General features: G+C 73.8%; 18 protein-coding genes. All 18 read right to left on the reverse strand.

What is annotated here, in order from left to right; all coding sequences use genetic code 11:
- Window position 1 precedes the first annotated feature (1 nt).
- On the reverse strand, window positions 2-370 hold the full coding sequence (locus tag ACUXPL_RS05215) for a hypothetical protein (RefSeq protein WP_002855305.1): 369 nt from the start codon (window positions 368-370) through the stop codon (window positions 2-4).
- Window positions 367-1,332 (reverse strand): tRNA pseudouridine(55) synthase TruB, encoded by a 966-nt coding sequence (truB, locus tag ACUXPL_RS05220; RefSeq protein WP_180537169.1) that lies wholly within the window; start codon window positions 1,330-1,332, stop codon window positions 367-369. Before truB ends, ACUXPL_RS05215 begins: the two co-directional genes overlap by 4 nt.
- 13 nt (window positions 1,333-1,345) lie before the next feature.
- Window positions 1,346-1,798: a 30S ribosome-binding factor RbfA gene (gene rbfA / locus ACUXPL_RS05225; RefSeq protein WP_036314977.1), complete on the reverse strand. Its 453-nt coding sequence runs from the start codon at window positions 1,796-1,798 to the stop codon at window positions 1,346-1,348.
- 80 nt (window positions 1,799-1,878) lie between these two features.
- A complete protein-coding gene (gene infB, locus ACUXPL_RS05230) occupies window positions 1,879-4,698 on the reverse strand; it encodes a translation initiation factor IF-2 (protein ID WP_454182357.1) in 2,820 nt (939 codons plus the stop codon).
- A 191-nt stretch (window positions 4,699-4,889) separates the two neighbouring features.
- Complete coding sequence (locus ACUXPL_RS05235) at window positions 4,890-5,231, reverse strand: YlxR family protein (RefSeq protein WP_180537167.1); 342 nt, start codon at window positions 5,229-5,231, stop codon at window positions 4,890-4,892.
- 42 nt (window positions 5,232-5,273) lie between these two features.
- Window positions 5,274-6,260, reverse strand: coding sequence for a transcription termination factor NusA (gene nusA / locus ACUXPL_RS05240; RefSeq protein ID WP_180537166.1), 987 nt, complete (start codon window positions 6,258-6,260; stop codon window positions 5,274-5,276).
- A gap of 1 nt (window position 6,261) precedes the next feature.
- On the reverse strand, window positions 6,262-6,849 hold the full coding sequence (locus ACUXPL_RS05245) for a ribosome assembly cofactor RimP (RefSeq protein ID WP_454182359.1): 588 nt from the start codon (window positions 6,847-6,849) through the stop codon (window positions 6,262-6,264).
- Window positions 6,850-6,979: 130 nt separating this feature from the next.
- On the reverse strand, window positions 6,980-7,729 hold the full coding sequence (locus tag ACUXPL_RS05250; protein ID WP_454182361.1) for a sulfite exporter TauE/SafE family protein: 750 nt from the start codon (window positions 7,727-7,729) through the stop codon (window positions 6,980-6,982).
- Between the two features lie 43 nt (window positions 7,730-7,772).
- A complete protein-coding gene (locus tag ACUXPL_RS05255; RefSeq protein WP_454182363.1) occupies window positions 7,773-9,599 on the reverse strand; it encodes a proline--tRNA ligase in 1,827 nt (608 codons plus the stop codon).
- 121 nt (window positions 9,600-9,720) lie between these two features.
- A complete protein-coding gene (locus tag ACUXPL_RS05260) occupies window positions 9,721-10,653 on the reverse strand; it encodes a GNAT family N-acetyltransferase (protein WP_454182365.1) in 933 nt (310 codons plus the stop codon).
- On the reverse strand, window positions 10,628-11,812 hold the full coding sequence (gene ispG / locus ACUXPL_RS05265; RefSeq protein WP_180537161.1) for a flavodoxin-dependent (E)-4-hydroxy-3-methylbut-2-enyl-diphosphate synthase: 1,185 nt from the start codon (window positions 11,810-11,812) through the stop codon (window positions 10,628-10,630). Before ispG ends, ACUXPL_RS05260 begins: the two co-directional genes overlap by 26 nt.
- Window positions 11,813-11,917: 105 nt before the next feature.
- Window positions 11,918-13,285, reverse strand: coding sequence for a M50 family metallopeptidase (locus tag ACUXPL_RS05270; protein WP_454182367.1), 1,368 nt, complete (start codon window positions 13,283-13,285; stop codon window positions 11,918-11,920).
- On the reverse strand, window positions 13,282-14,517 hold the full coding sequence (dxr, locus tag ACUXPL_RS05275; protein WP_180537542.1) for a 1-deoxy-D-xylulose-5-phosphate reductoisomerase: 1,236 nt from the start codon (window positions 14,515-14,517) through the stop codon (window positions 13,282-13,284). The genes ACUXPL_RS05270 and dxr overlap by 4 nt, the downstream gene beginning before the upstream one ends.
- Before the next feature lie 138 nt (window positions 14,518-14,655).
- Window positions 14,656-16,278 carry a solute symporter family protein gene (locus ACUXPL_RS05280; protein ID WP_180537159.1) on the reverse strand — a complete coding sequence of 541 codons (1,623 nt, stop codon included), beginning with the start codon at window positions 16,276-16,278 and terminating at the stop codon, window positions 14,656-14,658.
- On the reverse strand, window positions 16,275-16,649 hold the full coding sequence (locus ACUXPL_RS05285) for a DUF485 domain-containing protein (RefSeq protein WP_454182369.1): 375 nt from the start codon (window positions 16,647-16,649) through the stop codon (window positions 16,275-16,277). Before ACUXPL_RS05285 ends, ACUXPL_RS05280 begins: the two co-directional genes overlap by 4 nt.
- A 201-nt stretch (window positions 16,650-16,850) precedes the next feature.
- The gene (locus ACUXPL_RS05290; RefSeq protein ID WP_454182371.1) at window positions 16,851-17,729 is read right to left on the reverse strand and encodes an HpcH/HpaI aldolase/citrate lyase family protein; all 879 of its coding nucleotides are present in this window, start codon (window positions 17,727-17,729) and stop codon (window positions 16,851-16,853) included.
- Window positions 17,726-18,256 (reverse strand): MaoC family dehydratase, encoded by a 531-nt coding sequence (locus ACUXPL_RS05295; protein ID WP_454182373.1) that lies wholly within the window; start codon window positions 18,254-18,256, stop codon window positions 17,726-17,728. The genes ACUXPL_RS05290 and ACUXPL_RS05295 overlap by 4 nt, the downstream gene beginning before the upstream one ends.
- A 1-nt stretch (window position 18,257) precedes the next feature.
- Entirely contained in the window at window positions 18,258-19,445 is a 1,188-nt protein-coding gene (locus ACUXPL_RS05300; RefSeq protein WP_454182375.1) for an acyl-CoA dehydrogenase family protein, read from the reverse strand.

Below are 19,445 nucleotides of genomic sequence, written 5' to 3' on the forward strand. Positions count from 1 at the left end.
CTCACCACTGCCCGAACCAGATGACCTGCATGCGGTGCAGCATCACGGCGATCGTGGGCCCGACCACGGCCAGCACGAGGTTGGACCACCGGGTCTTGTCCGTGACGGCCCAGCCCACGGCGATCACCGGCACGATCAGGGCGGTGAGGATGTAGCCCCAGAACTCCCAGCCGGGGCCGTTCAGGGTGTCCCCGCCGAGCTGGCGGACGGCAGCGGCCGCCGCGTAGACGAGCGTGAACAGCTCGACGGCGGCCACCGAGAGGATCGAGGCGTCCGCGGGGTGGCGGCGGATCGCCGTCATCACCACGCAGACCACGAACGAGACGGCGCCGATCACCAGTCCCGTCCAGAACCAGGCGTCGAGGATCATGCGGTCCTTCCCTGTCCCGGCCCCTCGGCCGGGGCGAACACGAGCTGGGGCTTGGCGACGTCGGCGCCGCGGCGGCGCACGTCGGAGACGAGGGCGATGACGCGGCCGTCCGGCGCGCGCCCGGCGACGAGCGTCTCACCCGTGCCGGTGGGCGCCACGACCCGCCCGAAGGCGAGCTCGTGGGCCTCGTGCTCCGTCAGCTCGCGCACCGGGAAGAGCCCGGCGGCGGCCTCGGAGAGCTCGGTCATCGCGAAGCGCTCGGCGAGGGCCTCGAGCGTGAGGGCGTCGGCCACGTCGAACGGGCCGACGGCGGTGCGGCGCAGCGCCGTGAGGTGCCCGCCGGTCTCGAGGGCCTCGCCCAGGTCGCGGGCGAGCGCCCGGATGTAGGTCCCGGAGGAGCAGCGCACGGTGACGTCGAGGTCGACCAGCCGGCCGCCGTCGAGCCGGCGCAGCTCGTGCACCGTGAACTCGTGCACGGTGACGGGCCGGGCGTCGAGGGTGACGTCCTCTCCCGCACGGACGCGGTCGTAGGCGCGCCGGCCCGCCACCTTGACGGCGGAGACGGCCGAGGGCGCCTGCAGGATCTCGCCCGTCAGGGCGGCGACCTGCTCGGCGACGCGCTCCGGCGTGACGGCGTTGGCCAGCCGGGTCTGCACGACCTCGCCCTCGGCATCGTCCGTGACGGTCGACTGCCCGAGCCGGATCGTGGCCGTGTACGTCTTGTCCGTGCCCGTGATGGCGGTCAGCAGGCGCGTGGCCTTGTTGACGCCGACCACGAGCAGGCCCGTGGCCATGGGGTCCAAGGTGCCGGCATGGCCCACCTTGCGGGTGCCCGCCAGCCGGCGGACCCGCCCGACGACGTCGTGCGAGGTCCACCCCTGCGGCTTGTCCACGAGGACGACCCCCGACGCCTCCGTTCCCGGCGCGTCGGGGGCCTGTCCCCCGGTGCTGCGTGCGCTCACCGTGCCGCGGGCCTCAGGCGCGCGGGGCGTCGTCGGCGTCGGCGTCCGGCTCCGCGGTGCGGTACGGGTCCGCGTCACCGGCGTACGACGCGCCCTCGCGCGCCTTCGCCAGCTCGGCGTCCCGCTCCTTGGCCGCGCGGAGGACGTCCTCCAGGTGTGCGGCCGCCTCGGGGACGGTGTCCGCCACGAACTCGAGCGTGGGCACCAGACGGATGGTGAGCCCGCGGCCCACCTCGCGGCGCAGGATCCCGCGGTTGTCCTGGATGCCCTCGTGGGCGGCGGCCACCGTGGCCTCGTCGCCCAGGACGGTGTAGTAGACGGTGGCGTGCTGCAGGTCGTTGGTCACGCGGACCTCCGTCACGGTGACGGGCTCCACGCGGTCGTCCTTGACGCCGCGGCGCAGCGCCTCGGCCACGAGGACCTTGATGCGCTGGGCCAGGCGGCCGGCGCGTGCCGGATCGGCCATGGTGCGGTTCCTTCCGGTGGTGATGGTTCAGAGGGTGGGACGCGGAGGGCGGGGGCCCGTGCGGGCCCCCGCCCCGGCCGTCAGACGCGCGGCTTCTCCTGCATCTCGAAGGTCTCGATCACGTCGCCCTCCTTGATGTCGTTGAAGCTGCCCAGGCCGATGCCGCACTCGTAGCCCTCACGGACCTCCGTGGCGTCGTCCTTGAAACGGCGCAGCGACTCGATCTTGAGGTGCTCGGAGACCACCACGCCGTCGCGCACCAGGCGGGCCTGGGCGTTGCGGCGGATGAGGCCCGAGCGCACGAGCGAACCGGCGATGTTGCCCCACTTGGAGGAGCGGAACACCTCGCGGACCTCGGCCGAGCCGAGCTCGACCTCCTCGTACTCCGGCTTCAGCATGCCCTTGAGCGCGTTCTCGATGTCGTCGATCGCGTCGTAGATCACGCTGTAGAAGCGCATGTCCACGCCCTCGCGGTCGGCCAGGTCGGCGACCCGCTCGGCGGGGCGCACGTTGAAGCCGATGATGATGGCGTTGTCCACGGTCGCCAGGTTCACGTCGTTCTGCGTGATGGCGCCGACGCCGCGGTGGATGACGCGCAGCTGCACCTCGTCCTCGCCGACCTCGATCTTGAGCAGCGAGTCCTCGAGCGCCTCGACGGCACCGGACGCGTCGCCCTTGATGATGAGGTTGAGCGTGTCCAGCTTGCCCTCGGCCACGGCCTGGTCGAAGTCCTCCAGGGTGATGCGCTTGCGGCGCTTGGCCAGCTGGGCGTTGCGGTCCGCGGCCTCGCGCTTCTCCGCGATCTGGCGGGCGGTGCGCTCGTCGTCGGTGACGAGGAACGAGTCGCCGGCCCGCGGCACCGCGGACAGGCCGAGCACCTGGACGGGACGCGACGGATCGGCCGCCTCCACGGCGTTGCCGTTCTCGTCGAACATGGCGCGCACACGGCCGTGGGCGGAGCCCACCACCATGGTGTCGCCCACGCGCAGCGTGCCGGTCTGCACCAGCACGGTGACGACGGCGCCGCGGCCCTTGTCGAGGTTGGCCTCGATGGCCACGCCGCGGGCGGCCTTGTCCGGGTTCGCCGTGAGCTCGAGGGCGGCGTCTGCGGTGAGCAGGACCGCCTCGAGCAGCTGGTCGATGTTGATGTTGTTGCGCGCGGAGACGTCCACGAACATCGTGTCGCCGCCGTACTCCTCGGGCACGAGGCCGTACTCGGTGAGCTGACCGCGGATCTTGTCCGGGGCGGCGGTGTCCTTGTCGATCTTGTTGACCGCCACCACGATCGGCACGCCGGCCGACTGGGCGTGGTTGAGCGCCTCGACGGTCTGCGGCATGACGCCGTCGTCGGCCGCCACCACCAGCACGGCGATGTCGGTGACCTTCGCACCGCGGGCACGCATGGCGGTGAACGCCTCGTGACCCGGGGTGTCGATGAAGGTGAGGCGACGCTGCTCGCCCTCGTGCTGCACGGGCACCTGGTAGGCGCCGATGTGCTGGGTGATGCCGCCGGCCTCGCCCTCGATGACGTTCGAGGAGCGGATGGCGTCGAGCAGTCGGGTCTTGCCGTGGTCGACGTGGCCCATGACCGTGACGACCGCGGGGCGCGGCTCGAGGTCGGCCTCGTCCTCGTTGGCCTCCTCGGCCTCGAGGTCGATGTCGAACGCCTCCAGCAGCTCCTTGTCCTCGTCCTCCGGGGACACGATCTGGACCTTGTAGCCCAGCTCGTCGCCGAGCAGCTGGAAGGTGTCCTCGTCGAGGGACTGGTTGGCCGAGGCCATCTCGCCGAGGGTGAAGAGCACCTTCACCAGGTCGGCGACGTCGGCGCGGATCTTCTCGGCGAAGTCGGCCAGGGACGCGCCGCGGCGCAGACGCAGGACGGTGGTGCCGTCGCCCTTGGGGACCTTGACGCCGCCGATCTCACGCGTGTGCTGCTGCTCGAACTCCTGGCGCTTCGCGCGCTTCGACTTGCGTCCCTTGCGCGGGCCGCCGCCGCGCCCGAAGGCGCCCTGGGCGTTGCCGCGACCGCCACGGCCACCCGGGCCGCCGGGACGACCCGGACCGCCGCCGGGGCCGCCGCCCGGACGGCCACGGCCGCGGGCCGGCTGCGGGGCCGGGGTGATCTGCTTGGGCATCATGCCCGGGTTCGGACGGGGCGCGCCGGGGCGGGGGCCGCCGGCACCCGCGGCCGGACGCGGACCGCCCGGACGGGGCCCGCCGGCGCCGGCCGGCGGACGGGGGCCGCCCGGACGCGGCGCACGGTCCTCACGACCGGAGCGCATGCCCTGCGAGGGGGCAAACGGGTTGTTGCCCGGACGCGGAGCGCCGCCACGGCCGCCCGGGCGGGCGCCCGGACGGGGCCCGGCGGGGCCGCCCTTGGGGCTGAACGGGTTGTTGCCGGGGCGCGGGGCGCCCGGCTTGGCCGCGGACGGCTTGGGCGCGGACGCACCCGGCTTGGGCGCAGCCGACCCCGGCGTGGCCGACGGCTGCGGAGCCTTCGGCGCGGGGGCCGGGGCGGCCGGGGCCTGGGCGGCCGGCGTCGGTGCGGCGGGGCCGGGGGTCGGGGCGGCGCCCGGCTTGGGCGCGGCGGTGCGGCCCGCGGCGGGGCCGGGCACCGGGGCTCCGGAGTTCGACGTGGGGGCCGCGGCGCGCGGCGACGGGGCGGCCGCCGGCTTCGGCGCGGCGGGACGGCCCGCGGCCGGGGCGGCGGGCGTGGAACCGGGCTTGGCGGCGGACTTGCCGGCGCCCGGGTAGGCGTTGCGCAGCTTCTTGACCACCGGGGGCTCGATGGTGGACGAAGCCGAGCTGACGAACTCGCCGAGGTCCTTGAGCGTGCTCAAGGCCTCCTTCGAGGTGATGCCGAGCTCCTTGGCGAGCTCATGGACGCGGACCTTGGCCACGGTTCTCCTGTTCTGGCCCCACGGGCCGGAACGGAGCCGCTCGGGCTGTCCGTCTCAGCGCGTCCTGGGACCGTTGACGTTGCTCCAGGCCGTCGCGCGCGCCACCAGGGCACGCGCACCACGGCCTGCCTGATAGCAGGGGGTGAAGTTCATCGCTGGGCACTCATGCTTCAGTGCTCATCGGGTACGCATCAGATCTCTGACCCGCCTTCATCTGTCGGTCTGTCAGCCGGTGCCTCCGCGGTGCGGACCAGCGCGTCGGCGTCGACGGCGGACCGGAAGGCCCGCCCGAACGCGCGGCGGCGCAGGGCGAGGTGGAGGCAGTCCTCGCCGGGGTGCAGCCATGCACCCCGGCCGGGACGGCGTCGTCCCGGGTCCCAGACGACGGATGGGGGTTCCGTCGAGGAGTCCAGGGCGACGCGCACCAGCTCTTGCTGGTCCGCCCTCGATCGGCATCCGATGCAGGTGCGCACGACCGTTCGAGACGTCATGCGTTCACCCCTCACGGGCGTCGGATCGAGAAAGGACCTCATCCATCCTAGCGCGTCCGGGCCCGGATCTGTTCCCGGGGACGGTCAGCGTCCCGGGGCGGAGGTGGTGACCCCGTCGCCGACGATGTCGATCCGCCAGCCCGTGAGCTTGGCCGCGAGGCGGGCGTTCTGGCCCTCCTTGCCGATGGCCAGGGACAGCTGGTACTGCGGCACCACGGCGCGGGCCGAGTGCTGGTCCGCGTCGAGGATCTCCACCGAGACGGTCGTGGCGGGCGAGAGGGCGTTGGCGATCATCGCGGCGGGGTCGTCCACGTGGTCGACGATGTCGATCTTCTCGTCGTTGAGCTCCGTCATGACGGCGCGCACGCGGCTGCCCATCTCGCCGATGGAGGCGCCCTTGGCGTTCACCCCGGGGCGGGTGGCGCGCACGGCCATCTTGGTGCGGTGGCCGGCCTCGCGGGCCAGCGCCGTGATCTCGACCGAGCCGTCCGCGATCTCCGGGACCTCGAGCTCGAAGAGCTTGCGCACGAGGCCGGGGTGCGAGCGGGACACCGTGACGGACGGGCCCTTGGCGCCGCGCGTCGCGGAGACCACGTACGCGCGGATCCGGCGGCCGTGCGCGTAGTCCTCGCCGGGCACCTGCTCGGGCGGCGGGAGGACGGCCTCGAGGGTGCCGAGGTTCACCTGGACCATCTGGCGGTTCAGGCCCTGCTGGATGACGCCGGAGACGAGCTCGCCCTCCTTGTCCTTGAACTCGCCGAGGACCTTGTCGTCGTCCTCCTCGCGCATGCGCTGGATCATCACCTGGCGCGCCGTGGAGGCGGCCACCCGGCCGAAGCCGTTCGGGGTGTCGTCGAACTCGCCGATGGGCGTGTCGTCCTCGTCCAGCTCCGTGGCCCACACGGTGACGTGGCCGGTCGCGCGGTCGATCTCCACGCGGGCGCGCTTCAGAGCCCCCGGGGTGCGGTGGTACGCCATGAGCAGGGCCTGCTCGATGGTGGGGATGAGGCGGTCCATCGGGATCTCCCGCTCCGCCTCCAGCATGCGCAGCGCGCTCATGTCGATGTCCAACTCATGCCTCCGTGTGCTCGGCCGTGTCCTCGCCCGCGGCGGCGTCGGCGTCGCCGGCCTGCTGAGCGGGGCTCCACTCTACCTGCACGATCGCCGGACCGAGGCGGTCGAGGGCGACCCGCTCGGCGGGCAGCTCCTTGGCCTTCATGCCCTTCTTCGCGGGCGGGCGCACCACGGCCAGCTCGACGTCGTCCTCCGTCACGTCCTTCAGGCGCGCGGTCACGGGCGCGGCGCCGTCGACCGAGACCTCGACGAGACGGCCGACGTTGCGGGCGAAGTGGCGGGGCTCGGTGAGCGGGCGGTCCACGCCCGCGGTGGTGACCTCGAGCAGGTACTCCCCGGCGCCGACGCCGGGCACGTGGTCGCCCAGGGCGTCGAGGGCGGCGGAGACCCGGCCGGAGAGGCGGGCGATGTCGTCCAGGCTCAGACCCCGGGTGCCCGAGGCGCGGTCGAGGACCACCTCGACGGTGCGGTGCTCGGCGGTGCCCGTGACGCGCACCTGCTCCACCACCACGTCGTCGGCCGCCAGGGCCTCCTCGACGCGGGTGCGCAGCTCGGCGAGGTCGTCGCGGCGGTCGGTGCTGTCCATGGGGTGCCTCACTCGTCGGGTCGGGGCCGCCGCGCCACGCGGGCGGGGGCCGGGGTCGGGATCCGGGGCCGAGCCTACCGGCGGCCCACGGCGGGGCCGAGTGCTCCCGACCGGGTCGGACGGGGCGAGGTCAGCGCAGCAGCGGGGCGAGGGTGTCCGCGCCGACCTTGACGATGAGCGCGGTCACCACCATGAGGTACACCACGCGGATGAAGCCGGTGCCGCGGGCGATCGCCATGCGGGCCCCCACGTAGCCGCCCACGAGGTTGGCCGCGCCGAGCAGCAGCCCCAGGCCCAGCACCGCGTGCCCCGAGGGCACGAAGTACGCGAGCGCGCCGAGGTTGGTCGCGAGGTTGACCACCTTCGCCTGCGCCGAGGCGTGCAGGAAGTCGAACTTGAGCAGCAGGACCAGCCCCAGGATGAGGAACGTGCCCGTGCCGGGGCCGAGGACGCCGTCGTAGAAGCCCACCGCCGCGCCGAGCGCCACGGCCCGGGCCAGCGCGGTGCGCCGCCGCGGCCCCACGCCGGCGACCTGCCCGAGGCCCGGGCGCACGGCCGTGAACACGGCGACGGCGATCAACGCCGCCAGGATCACGGGCCGGATCACGCCGGCCGGCAGATGCGCGGCCACCACGGCCCCGCCCAGGGCCGCCGCGAAGGCGACGGCGGCCATCGGCAGTGCGGTGGACAGGTCCTGCCGCAGGCGGCGCCGGTAGGTGAGCGCCGACGTCGCCGTGCCGAACACCGAGCCGAGCTTGTTGGTGGCCAGGGCCTGGATCGGGCTCAGCCCGGGCACGAGCAGCAGGGCCGGCAGCTGCAGGAGCCCGCCCCCGCCCACGACGGCGTCGATCCAGCCCGCCGCGAAGCCCGCGGCGAGCACGAGGACGAACAGTCCGGCGGTCAGCTCGACGGCGCCGAACCACTCAGCGCCCGTCGCGCACCTCCGCGAGCACGGCCGCGACGGCCCCGTCCACGGGCACGGGGCGCGCCTCGCCGGTGGCACGGTCCTTGAGCTCGAGCTCGCCGTCGGCCAGGCCGCGGCCGATCACCACGGCGGTGGGCACGCCGATGAGCTCCGCGTCCTTGAACTTCACGCCGGGGCTGACCTTCGGACGGTCGTCCACGAGCACGGTCAGGCCCTCGGCCTCGAGGCCCGCGGCGAGCGTCTCGGCGGCGGCGAGGCCGTCCTCGCCCTTCGTGGCGACGACGACGTGCACGTCCGCCGGGGCCACCGCGCGCGGCCACGCCAGGCCCTTGTCGTCGTGGTAGCGCTCGGCGATCGCGGCGACGGCGCGCGTGATGCCGATGCCGTAGGAGCCCATGGTCACCACGACCTGCTTGCCGTGGACGTCGAGGACCTTCAGGTCGAGGGCCTCGGCGTACTTGCGGCCGAGCTGGAAGATGTGGCCCATCTCCATGCCGCGGCGGGTGTGCAGCGGGCCGGAGCCGTCGGGGGCCTCGTCGCCCTCGCGCACCGCGGTGGCCTCGAGCACGCCGTCCCACGTGAAGTCGCGGCCGGCCACGAGGCCGAACACGTGGCGCTGGTCCGCGTTCGCGCCGGTGATCCACGCGGTGCCGGGGGCGATGCGGGGGTCCACGAAGAAGGGCAGGCCCGAGACGGAGTCCTCCGCGCCGAGGACCGGGGTGCCCTCGACCGCGTCGGCCGCCGCGGGGCCGATGTAGCCCTTGACCAGGGCGGGGTGCGCGGCCAGGTCCGCGGCGGTCGCGGCCTCGAGCGTGGGCTCGCCGACCACGCCGAGCGCCGGGCCCACGGAGGCCTCGAGACGCTTGAGGTCCACCTCACGGTCGCCGGGCACGCCCACGACGAACGGGCGACGCTCACCGCCGTCCACCACCGCGGTGACCACGACGCACTTGAGCGTGTCCGCGGCGGTCCACGGCTCGCCGTCGCGCGGGGCCAGCTGGTTGGCGACGTCCACGAGTGCGGCGATGGTGGTGGAGACCGGGGTGTCCTTGACCTCGGCGGCGGGCAGGGCCGCCATGGCCGCCTCGTCCAGCGGGGCGGGGGCAACCGTGGTGACGGCCTCGACGTTGGCGCGGTAGCCGCCGTCGGACTCGACGAAGGTGTCCTCGCCCACCTCGGTGGGGTGCAGGAACTCCTCGGAGCGGGAGCCGCCCATCGCACCGGAGGTGGCCCGCACCGGCACGACCTCGAGGCCGAGACGGTCGAAGATCCGCAGGTAGGCGGCCCGATGGGCCTCGTACGCGGCGTCCAGGCCGGCGTCGTCCACCGTGAAGGAGTAGGAGTCCTTCATGATGAACTCGCGCCCGCGCAGCAGGCCGGCGCGCGGGCGGGCCTCGTCCCGGTACTTGGTCTGGATCTGGTACAGGTACGCGGGCAGGTCCTTGTACGAGGAGTACAGGTCCTTCACCAGGAGCGTGAACATCTCCTCGTGCGTGGGGGCCAGGAGGTAGTCGTTGCCCCGGCGGTCCTGCAGGCGGAACAGCCCGTCGCCGTACTCGTCCCAGCGGCCCGTGGCCTCGTAGGGCTCCCGCGGCAGCAGCGCCGGGAAGTGCACCTCCTGGGCGCCGATCGCGTCCATCTCCTCGCGCACGATCCGCTCCACCTTGGCCAGCACCTTCAGGCCCAGCGGCAGCCACGAGTAGATGCCCGGGGCCGCGCGACGGATGTAGCCGGCGCGGACGAGGAGCCGGTGGCTCGCCACCTCGGCCTCCGCCGGGTCGTCGCGCAGGGTGCGCAGGAACAGGGTGGACATGCGCAGGGGCATGACGGGGCCTCCTCGGACGGGCTCGCGCGGTCGGGAGCGGCGCGCGGGACGGGACGACGCCGGCACGGGGGTGCCCGGCGTCCTGACCGCCGATCCTATCGCCCGCGCAGGGTCCGCCGGGTCAGTACAGGACGGTCGCGAACGTGCCGCGCCGCTCGAACCCCACGCGCTCGTACGTGCGCAGCGCGGGGGTGTTGTACGCGTTGACGTAGAGGCTGACCACGGGCGCCTGGAGGCGCACGTAGTCCACGACGGCGGCCATTGCCGACGCCGCCAGCCCTCGGCCGCGCGCGGCGGGGGCCATCCACACGCCCTGGATCTGGGCGCACCGGGAGGAGAGCAGCCCGATGTCCGCCTTGAAGCGCAGCGGGCCGCCCGCGTCGCGCGGGCCCGGGTCGATGAAGACGCGTCCCGCGTGGATCAGCCGCTCGACGCGGTCCCGGTACTGGGCCGCGCCGCCGGCGAACGGGGAGAAGCCGAGCTCCTCCTCGAACATCGCCGCGCTGGCGGGCAGGACGCGTGCGAAGTCGCGTGGCTGCGCCTGCACGACGTACGGGTTCGGGTCGACGCCCCCGGCCGCGCCCAGCACGAGCAGCGGCTGGTCGGCGCGCACGGACCGGGACCGGTGACCCGCGGCGGCGAGGGCCTCGCCGGCGGCCAGCACGGGACCGGCCGGGCCGTAGATCGACCCGTACCGGCGGCGCAGCGCGGCGACCGCCGCGCCGAGCGCCTCCGCGTCGCCCGGCGCCCAGCCCGCATCCGGGGCCTCGGACGCGGCGACCGGCACCACGTTCGAGCCGATCCAGACGGCCGCGCGCAGCCCCCCGGAGCCCGGGGCGTCGTCGTCGATCCCGAGGAACAGGGTGCCCGCCGCTCCCCCGCGCGGGCCGGCCAGACGGCCCGCCTCGAGCAGGGAGTCCACGAACACGTTGGACACGGGGGCGCGGGCGGACAGGGCCGCGAGCGCGGCGGTGTCCGCGTCGGTCAGCAGGCGGACGCGGTCACCCGTGGCGGCCCGGACCTCCCGGTCAGTGGACGGAGACCACCGGGGCACCGGCGGCAGCCTGGTCACCGCCGTCCTCCCCCAGGTCCATCTCACCGGCGATCCGGTTGGCCTCCTCGATGAGGGTCTCCACGATCTGGTCCTCGGGCACGGTGCGGATGACCTCGCCCTTGACGAAGATCTGGCCCTTGCCGTTGCCGGAGGCGACGCCGAGGTCGGCCTCGCGGGCCTCGCCCGGCCCGTTGACGACGCAGCCCATGACGGCCACCCGCAGCGGGACCTCGAGGTCCTTGAGGCCCTCGGTGACCTGGTCGGCCAGCGTGTACACGTCCACCTGCGCTCGGCCGCACGAGGGGCAGGAGACGATCTCGAGCTTGCGCTCGCGCAGGTTCAGGGACTGCAGGATCTGCAGGCCCACCTTGACCTCCTCGACCGGCGGCGCGGAGAGGGAGACGCGGATGGTGTCGCCGATGCCCTGACCGAGCAGGTAGCCGAAGGCGGTGGCGGACTTGATGGTGCCCTGGAAGGCCGGGCCGGCCTCGGTGACGCCGAGGTGCAGGGGCCAGTCGCCCTGCTCGGCGAGCAGCTCGTAGGCGCGGGCCATGATCACCGGGTCGTTGTGCTTGACGGAGATCTTGAAGTCCTTGAAGCCGTGCTCCTCGAAGAGGGAGGCCTCCCAGACGGCGGACTCGACGAGGGCCTCCGGGGTGGCCTTGCCGTACTTCTGCAGCAGGCGCGGGTCCAGGGAGCCGGCGTTGACGCCGATGCGGAGGGAGGTGCCGTGGTCCGAGGCGGCCTGCGCGATCTCCTTGACCTTGTCGTCGAACTTCTTGATGTTGCCCGGGTTCACGCGCACGGCGCCGCAGCCGGCCTCGATCGCCGCGAACACGTACTTCGGCTGGAAGTGGATGTCCGCGATCACGGGGATGGTGGACTGCTGGGCGATGACCTTGAGGGCCTCGGCGTCCTTGTCCGTGGGGCAGGCCACGCGGACGATGTCGCAGCCGGCGGCCGTGAGCTCGGCGATCTGCTGCAGGGTCGCGCCGATGTCGTGCGTCTTGGTGGTGGTCATCGACTGCACCGAGACGGGATGCTGCGAGCCGACGCCCACCGAGCCCACCTGGATCTGCCGGGTGGTGCGGCGCGGGGCCAGCACGGGTGGCGGGGCGGACGGCATTCCAAGGCTGACGGGCACGGGGGCGCTCCTCATGGGTTCTCGGGGTCGACGGCGCGGGGCCGCCGGGTTCTCCTGCCCATCCTAGGCGCGCGGACCCCCCGGGGCGCGGGGCGACCGCCCACGGCGAACGGACCGGACTCAGAACAGCCGGACCGGCTCCACGATGTCCGCCACGATCAGGATGACGCCCATGAGCAGCATCGCCGCGCCCACCGCGTAGGTCAGCGGCAGCATGCGGGCCAGGTCGAACGGCCCCGGGTCGGGGCGGCCCGTGATCCGGGCCCAGCCGCGGCGCACCGCCTCCCACAGGGCGCCGACCACGTGGCCGCCGTCGAGCGGGAGCAGCGGGATGAGGTTGAACACCATGAGCGCCACGTTCACGCCCGCCAGCAGGGACAGCAGCAGGGCGGCCTTGTCCGTCAGTGTCGCCTGCTCGAGGGCCGCCGCCTCCCCGGCGATCCGGCCGACTCCCACCACGGACATCGGGCCGTCCGGGTCGCGCTCGGCCGGGGTCACCACGGCGACGGCGGTGTCCCACAGCCGCTGCGGCAGCACGAGGACGACGTCGACGACGCCCCGCACCTGCTGGGCGACGAGCGGGCCGGCGTCGAGCGGGGTGCCGCGGACCGTCTCGAGCTGCGCGCCCATGCCGATGAACCCGACCTCGTGGGTCGCGACGGCCCCGTCCGGGGCCCGCTCAGGCCGGCCCAGCGCGTCCGTCACGGGCCGTTCCGTCAGGCGCGGGGTCAGGGTGGCGCTCATCCGCTCGCCGTCGCGCTCCCACTCGATCCGGGTGGGCTGTCCGGCGCGGTCCCGGATCGCGGCGGAGAGGGCGTCCCAGTCGGAGACCGGCCGCCCGTCGAAGGCGAGCACGGTGTCCCCGGGGCGCAGTCCCGCCTCGTGGGCGGGCCCGGCGGGGTCGCCCGGGCGGCAGTCCTCTGTCCCGCCCGAGGCGGCGCGGGCCTGCTGCTCCTGCGTCGTGACCACGCACCGGTAGACCTCGGCGACGGTGGTGCTCGGCTGCGAGGTGCCCACCGTCGTGACCAGCAGGGCGGTGACGCCCAGCGCGATGAGCAGGTTCATGAACGGCCCGCCGAGCATGATCACCACGCGCTTCCACACCGGCAGGGCGAGGAAGCGGCGGTGCTCGTCGCCGGGGCGGACCTCCTCGGCGGCCTGGGCCCGTGCGTCGTCGGCCATGCGGCCCAGCTGCTGGACGAAGCCCGTGGACGCCGTGCGGGGCGTCTGCCCGGGCCGCGGCGGGGGCAGCATCCCGATCATCGCGACGTAGCCGCCCAGCGGGACGGCCTTGAACCCGTACTCCGTCTCGCCGCGGCGCCACGAGACGAGCGTCGGGCCGAAGCCGATCATGTACTGCGTGACGCGCACGCCGAAGAGCTTGGCCGGGACGAGGTGGCCGACCTCGTGCAGGGCGATCGAGACCGCCAGGCCTAGCGCGACCGCGAGGACGCCCGCGACGTACCAGAGGATCTCCACGACGGTCACCAGCGGGCCCGCGCCGCACGGCGTGCCCAGGCCTCGGCGGCGAGCACGGCGTCCACGGTGAGCGCCGCGGGCGCGGGGTCGTGGCCGGCCGCGGCGATCACGTGCTCGGGGGCGTAGTCGGCGACGACGGCGCGGACCGTGTCCACGATCCCGTCGAAGGGCAGGGCGCCGGCGTGGAAGGCGTCCACCGCCTCCTCGTTGGCGGCGTTGAACACGGCCATGTGGGTGGGCGAGGCGGCTGCCGCCTCCTTCGCGGCCCGCACGGCGGGGAAGGCCTCCTCGTCGAGGGGCTCGAACGTCCAGGTGGCCGCCCGCGTCCAGTCGCAGGCCGGGGCCGCGCCCGGGACCCGGCGCGGCCAGCACAGCCCCAGGGCGATGGGCAGGCGCATGTCCGGCGGGGAGGCCTGGGCGAGCGTGGACCCGTCGACGAACTCGACCATCGAGTGCACCACGGACTGCGGGTGGACCACGACGTCGATCCGGTCCAGGGGCACGTCGAACAGCAGGTGGGCCTCGATCACCTCCAGGGCCTTGTTCACGAGGGAGGCGGAGTTGGTGGTGACGACGCGGCCCATGTCCCATGTGGGATGGGCGAGGGCCTGGGCGGGGGTGACGGCGTGCAGGGCGGCGCGGTCCAGGCCGCGGAACGGCCCGCCCGAGGCCGTGAGCACGAGGCGGCGGACCTCGTCCGCCGTGCCGCCGCGCAGCGCCTGCGCGAGCGCGGAGTGCTCGGAGTCCACCGGCACGAGCTGGCCCGGGCGGGCGGCCGCCTTGACGAGGGCCCCGCCGACGATGAGCGACTCCTTGTTGGCCAGGGCCAGGCGGTGACCGGCGTGCAGGGCGGCGAGGGTGGGCCGCAGCCCGATGGAGCCGGTGATCCCGTTGAGCACGGTGTCGGCGCCGGGCCACGCGGCGATCTGCTCGGCGGCGCGCGGGCCGGTGAACAGCACGGGTCGGGGGGCTGGGCGCCCGAGGCGGGCGGCGGCGTCGGCGAGGGCGGCGCGCAGCTCCTCCTCCCCCGCCGCGGCGGAGCCCACCGCCTCGACCTCGAAGCGCACGGCCTGCTCGGCCAGCAGGGTCGTGTTCGTCCCGCCCGCGAGCGCGACGGCCCGGAGCCGGGCGGGGTCCTGGGCGATCACGTCGAGGCCCTGGGTGCCGATCGAGCCCGTGGAGCCGATCAGGGCGACGGCGCGCGGGGCGCCGTCGTCGTCCGCCGGGGCGGGGGCGGGCAGCGTGTAGTCGGTGAGGGATCCGTGCGTCACCCCGCCATGATGCCAGCCGGGCCTGGACACGGACGGGGGCCGACCGGACGGACGCCGCGCCGCGACGTCCCGCCCCGCCGACCCCCGTGGGACCGGGTCAGCCGCGGATCAGTGCTGCACCGGCTTCTCGGCGCCGATGCCGGTGAGGGAGCGGACCTCCATCTCGGCCTGCTTATCGGGGTCCTCGGCGCGCGACGAGGTCACCGAGCCGAGCCAGCCGAGGAAGAAGGCCAGCGGGATGGAGACGATGCCCGGGTTCTTCAGCGGGAACACCGCGAAGTCCGCGCCCGGGATCATCGAGGTCGGCGTCCCGGACATCACCGGGGACAGGACGATCAGGATGATCGCGGAGAGCAGTCCGCCGTACATCGACCACACCGCGCCGCGGGTGGTGAAGCGCCGCCAGAACAGGGAGTAGAGGATGGTCGGCAGGTTCGCCGAGGCCGCCACCGCGAAGGCGAGCGCCACGAGGAACGCCACGTTCTGGCCCTGGGCGGCGATGCCGCCGACGATCGCCAGGACGCCGATCACCACCACGGTGATCTTGCCGATCCGCACCTCCTCCTGCGGGGTGAGGGGGTGCTTGGCGATCACGGAGCCATACACGTCGTGGGCGAAGGACGCCGCCGCCGTGATGGCCAGGCCCGCGACCACCGCGAGGATGGTGGCGAACGCGACCGCCGAGATCAGGCCCAGCAGGATGGAGCCGCCGAGCTCGAACGCCAGCAGCGGGGCCGCGGAGTTCTGCCCGCCGGGCGCGGCCAGGATGCGCTCGGGGCCGATCAGCGCGCCGGCGCCGTAGCCCAGCACGAGGGTGAACAGGTAGAACGCGCCGATGAGGACGATGGCCCACACCACGGACTTGCGCGCCTCCTTGGCGGTGGGCACCGTGTAGAACCGCATGAGCACGTGCGGCAGGCCGGCGGTGCCGAGCACGAGCGCGATGCCCAGGGACACGAAGTCGAGGCGGGTCAGGGCGCTGGCGCCGTACTGCAGGCCCGGCTCGAGGATCGCCTCGCCCTTCGGGTTCAGCTCGACGGCGGCCCCCAGCATGGCGTTGAAGTCGAAGCCGAACAGCGCCAGCGACCACACCGTCATGATCCCCGCGCCGGCGATCAGCAGGATCGCCTTGATGATCTGCACGTAGGTGGTGCCCTTCATGCCGCCGATCAGCACGTAGACGATCATCAGCACGCCCACGATCACGATCACGAGGGCCTGGCCGGCCCGGTCGTTGATGTTCAGCAGCAGGGACACCAGACCGCCGGCGCCGGCCATCTGGGCCAGGAGGTAGAAGAGGCAGACGGCCATGGTGCCGAAGGCGGCGGCGATGCGCACGGGCTTCTGGCGCAGCCGGAAGGAGAGCACGTCCGCCATGGTGAACTTGCCGGTGTTGCGCAGCAGCTCGGCCACGAGCAGCAGGGCGACGAGCCAGGCGACGAGGAAGCCGATGGAGTAGAGGAAGCCGTCGTAGCCGTAGAGGGCGATCGCGCCCACGATGCCCAGGAACGAGGCCGCGGAGAGGTAGTCGCCCGCGATGGCCGTGCCGTTCTGGGTGCCGGAGAAGCCGCGGCCACCGGCGTAGTAGTCGGCCGACGACGCGTTCGTCTTGGACGCGCGGATCACGATCACGAGGGTGACGACCACGAAGGCGACGAAGATGCCGATGTTCACGGCGGGGTTGCCGACCGTCTGCGGGGCGGCCTGGAGCAGGGGGGTGAGCGCGCTCATCGCGTGGCCTCCGGGTTCTCGTGGGCGCCGGCGGCCTCGCGCTCGAGGCGCTCACGCAGCGCGGTGGCGCGGGGGTCCAGAGTCCGGTTGGAGAAACGGACGTAGGCGAAGGTGATCAGGAACGTGGTGACGAACTGGAACAGGCCGAGGATCAGGCCGAGGGTGATGTTGCCGCCGAGGCGGATCGCCATGAACTCGGGGAAGAACGCTCCGACGATCACGAACACCAGGTACCAGACGAAGAACGCCACGGTCATGGGGAAGGCGAAGGATCGGTGGGTGCGCCGGAGCTCGATGAACTCCTCGGACTGCTGCGCGGCGCGGAACTGCGCGGCCGTGGGGACCGGCGCCGTGGGCTCGCTGGATGACATGGGCCCTCCGGGGTGCGTAGGACGAATCAGTGTGAGACAGATCACTGTGATGACAACCACACTGTGGCGGGTGGAGGGGTGCGCCGTCAAGCGCGCCCCTGGGCCGTGCGGCCATGTGACAACGCCGGTGCGCAGCCGTGCGGACACGGTCGCGCCCCGACGGCACGGGGCCGCCGGGGCGCGGAGCCGCCCAGGAGCCGGTCAGGTGCTGCCCGGCCGGGGCGCGTCCGCGCGGCGCAGGACCGCGCGGGCCTGGGCGAGGACCACCTCGTCGACCATCGCCCCGTCCAGCTCGAAGGCCCCGTGCCGGCCCGCGGCCGCGGCGAGGACGCGCCGGGCGTGCTCGAGGGCCTCCGGGGCGGGCGTGTAGGCGGAGCGCACGACGGGCACCTGGCGCGGGTGCAGGCACACGGTCGCGGTGCAGCCCAGGGCGACGGCGTCCTCGGCCTCGGCGGCCAGCCCGGCCTCGTCGCCGAGGTCCAGGTGGACGGCGTCCCACGCGGCCACCCCGTGGGCGGCCGCCGCCAGGAGCACCGTCGCGCGGGCGTGCTGGACCACGGAGCGGTAGGCGCCCCCGGGGGTGCGGGAGGAGCTGCCGCCCATCGACGCCACGAGGTCCTCGGCACCCCACATCAGCGCGCCCACGTGCGGGTGGGCGGCCAGGTCGGCGGCGGCGAGGATCCCGGCCGCGGTCTCGCACAGGGCGACGACGCGGGTCTGCGGTCCGAGGGCGGCGACGACCCCGTCCACCTGGGCGGCGGACTCGGCCTTGGCGAGCATGAGCGTGCGCCAGCCCGTCCCGGCGAGCATGGCCAGGTCGGCGTCGTGGTCCGCGGTGCCCGCGGGGTTCACGCGCACCACCACGCGGTCCTCGTCCAGCGGGCCGCCGTCGACCCCGCCCGTCGCCCGCCCCGCCCAGGCCGCCGCGACGGCGTCCCGCGCGGCGGGCCGGGCCTCCGGGGTGACGGCGTCCTCGAGGTCGAGGATCACCGCGTCCGCGCGCTCGAGCGCCGTGGCGTACCGCTCGGGGCGGTCCGCCGGAGTGAACATGACGGCCGGTCCGAGGGTCAGCGCGCTCATGCCCGCTCCCCCGTGCCTGCGGCGTCGGCGGCCTTCGCCTTGGCCTCCGCGTGCGCCCGCGCGGTCCACATCAGACAGGTGCGCTGGGCGCGGACGACGACGTCGCCGTGCTGGTTCTCCCCCGTCATCGCGAACGTGACGATCCGCTGCCCCGGCCGCGAGGAGGACTCGCGGATCGCGGTGACCTCGGAGCGCCCGTAGAGCGTGTCCCCATGGAAGACCGGCTTCGGGAACGCGATCTCCCCCAGGCCGAGCTGGGCCACGAGCGTGCCCTGCGTGGTCTGCCCGACGGCGAGGCCCACCAGGGTGGACAGCGTCAGCATCGAGTTGACCAGTGGTCGGCCGAACGGCTGGGCCGCCGCGTACGCGTGGTCCAGGTGCAGGGCCTGCGGGTTCATCGTGAGGGTGGTGAACAGGACGTTGTCCGCCTCGGTGAGCGTGCGGCCGGGCCGGTGCAGGTAGACCTGACCGACCGCCAGCTCGTCCGCGTAGCGGCCCCGCTGCTCGATCTCGACGCGCTCCGCCACGTCAGAGGCCCAGCTCGCGGGCGATCAGCATGAGCTGCACCTCGGTGGTGCCCTCGCCGACCTCGAGGATCTTGGAGTCGCGGTAGTGCCGGGCCACGAGGGTCTCGTTCATGAAGCCGTAGCCGCCGAACACCTGGGTGGCGTCCCGGGCGTTGTCCATGGCGGCCTCGCCGGCGATCAGCTTGGCCATGGCGGCCTCGGTCTTGAACGGCTTGCCGGCCAGCATCTTCTGGGCGGCCTCGTAGTAGGCCAGGCGGGCGGCGTGCGCGCGGGCCTGCATGCGGGCGATCTTGAAGGACACGGCCTGGAACTGCCCGATCTTCTGGCCGAACGAGGTCCGCTGCTTGGCGTAGGCGATCGACTCGTCCACGCAGCCCTGGGCCGCTCCGGTGGCCAGGGCCGCGATGGCGATGCGACCCTCGTCCAGGATCTCGAGGAAGTGGGCGAAGCCGCGGCCGCGGGCGCCCAGCAGGTTCTCCTCCGGCACACGCGCGTCCGTGAAGTGCAGGGCGTGGGTGTCCGAGGAGTTCCAGCCGACCTTGTCGTAGGCCTTGGCCACGGAGAAGCCCTCCGTGCCGGCGGGCACCAGGATCGTGGAGATCTCCTTGGCGGGGCGGCCGTCGTGGCCGGTCTTGCCCTCCACCGTGCCGGTCACGGCGGTGACGGTGACGAGCGAGGTGATGTCCGTGCCGGAGTTGGTGATGAACTCCTTGGCGCCGTTGATGCGCCACTGGCCGTCCTCGAGCGCGGCGGTGGTCTGGGTGCCGCCGGCGTCGGAGCCCGCGCCCGGCTCGGTGAGGCCGAAGCCGGCCAGGTGCGTGCCGGCCACGAGGTCCGGCAGCCAGCGCTGCTTCTGCTCCTCGGTGCCGAACTTCAGCAGCGGCATGGCGCCCAGGGAGACGCCGGCCTCGAGGGTGATGGCCACGGACTGGTTGACGCGGCCGAGCTGCTCGAGGGCCAGGGCCAGGGCGAAGTAGTCGCCGCCCATGCCCCCGTACTCCTCGGGGAACGGCAGGCCGAACAGGCCCATCTCGCCCATCTGGGCCACGATCTCGTACGGGAACTCGTGCTTGGCGTCCAGCTCGGCGGAGACCGGGGCCACGACCTCGTCGGCGAACTCGCGGACGGTGTCGGAGAGGACCTGGTAGTCCTCCTCGAGGGCGGGCAGGGTGCGGTGCTTGGTGCTCAT

It is taken from the genome of Micrococcus sp. 140720015-1 (assembly GCF_053627595.1).

What these genes read in the sequence shown, in the direction of transcription:
- ACUXPL_RS05245 (WP_454182359.1), bottom strand. Translation starts at nt 6,849, where the DNA reads ATGGACAGCACCGACCGCCGCGACGACCTCGCCGAGCTGCGCACCCGC.
- ACUXPL_RS05235 (WP_180537167.1), bottom strand. Translation starts at nt 5,231, where the DNA reads ATGAGGTCCTTTCTCGATCCGACGCCCGTGAGGGGTGAACGCATGACG.
- ACUXPL_RS05215 (WP_002855305.1), bottom strand. Translation starts at nt 370, where the DNA reads ATGATCCTCGACGCCTGGTTCTGGACGGGACTGGTGATCGGCGCCGTC.
- ACUXPL_RS05290 (WP_454182371.1), bottom strand. Translation starts at nt 17,729, where the DNA reads ATGAGCGCGCTGACCCTCGGACCGGCCGTCATGTTCACTCCGGCGGAC.
- ACUXPL_RS05255 (WP_454182363.1), bottom strand. Translation starts at nt 9,599, where the DNA reads ATGCCCCTGCGCATGTCCACCCTGTTCCTGCGCACCCTGCGCGACGAC.
- rbfA (WP_036314977.1), bottom strand. Translation starts at nt 1,798, where the DNA reads ATGGCCGATCCGGCACGCGCCGGCCGCCTGGCCCAGCGCATCAAGGTC.
- ACUXPL_RS05300 (WP_454182375.1), bottom strand. Translation starts at nt 19,445, where the DNA reads ATGAGCACCAAGCACCGCACCCTGCCCGCCCTCGAGGAGGACTACCAG.
- ACUXPL_RS05280 (WP_180537159.1), bottom strand. Translation starts at nt 16,278, where the DNA reads ATGAGCGCGCTCACCCCCCTGCTCCAGGCCGCCCCGCAGACGGTCGGC.
- ACUXPL_RS05285 (WP_454182369.1), bottom strand. Translation starts at nt 16,649, where the DNA reads ATGTCATCCAGCGAGCCCACGGCGCCGGTCCCCACGGCCGCGCAGTTC.
- ispG (WP_180537161.1), bottom strand. Translation starts at nt 11,812, where the DNA reads ATGAGGAGCGCCCCCGTGCCCGTCAGCCTTGGAATGCCGTCCGCCCCG.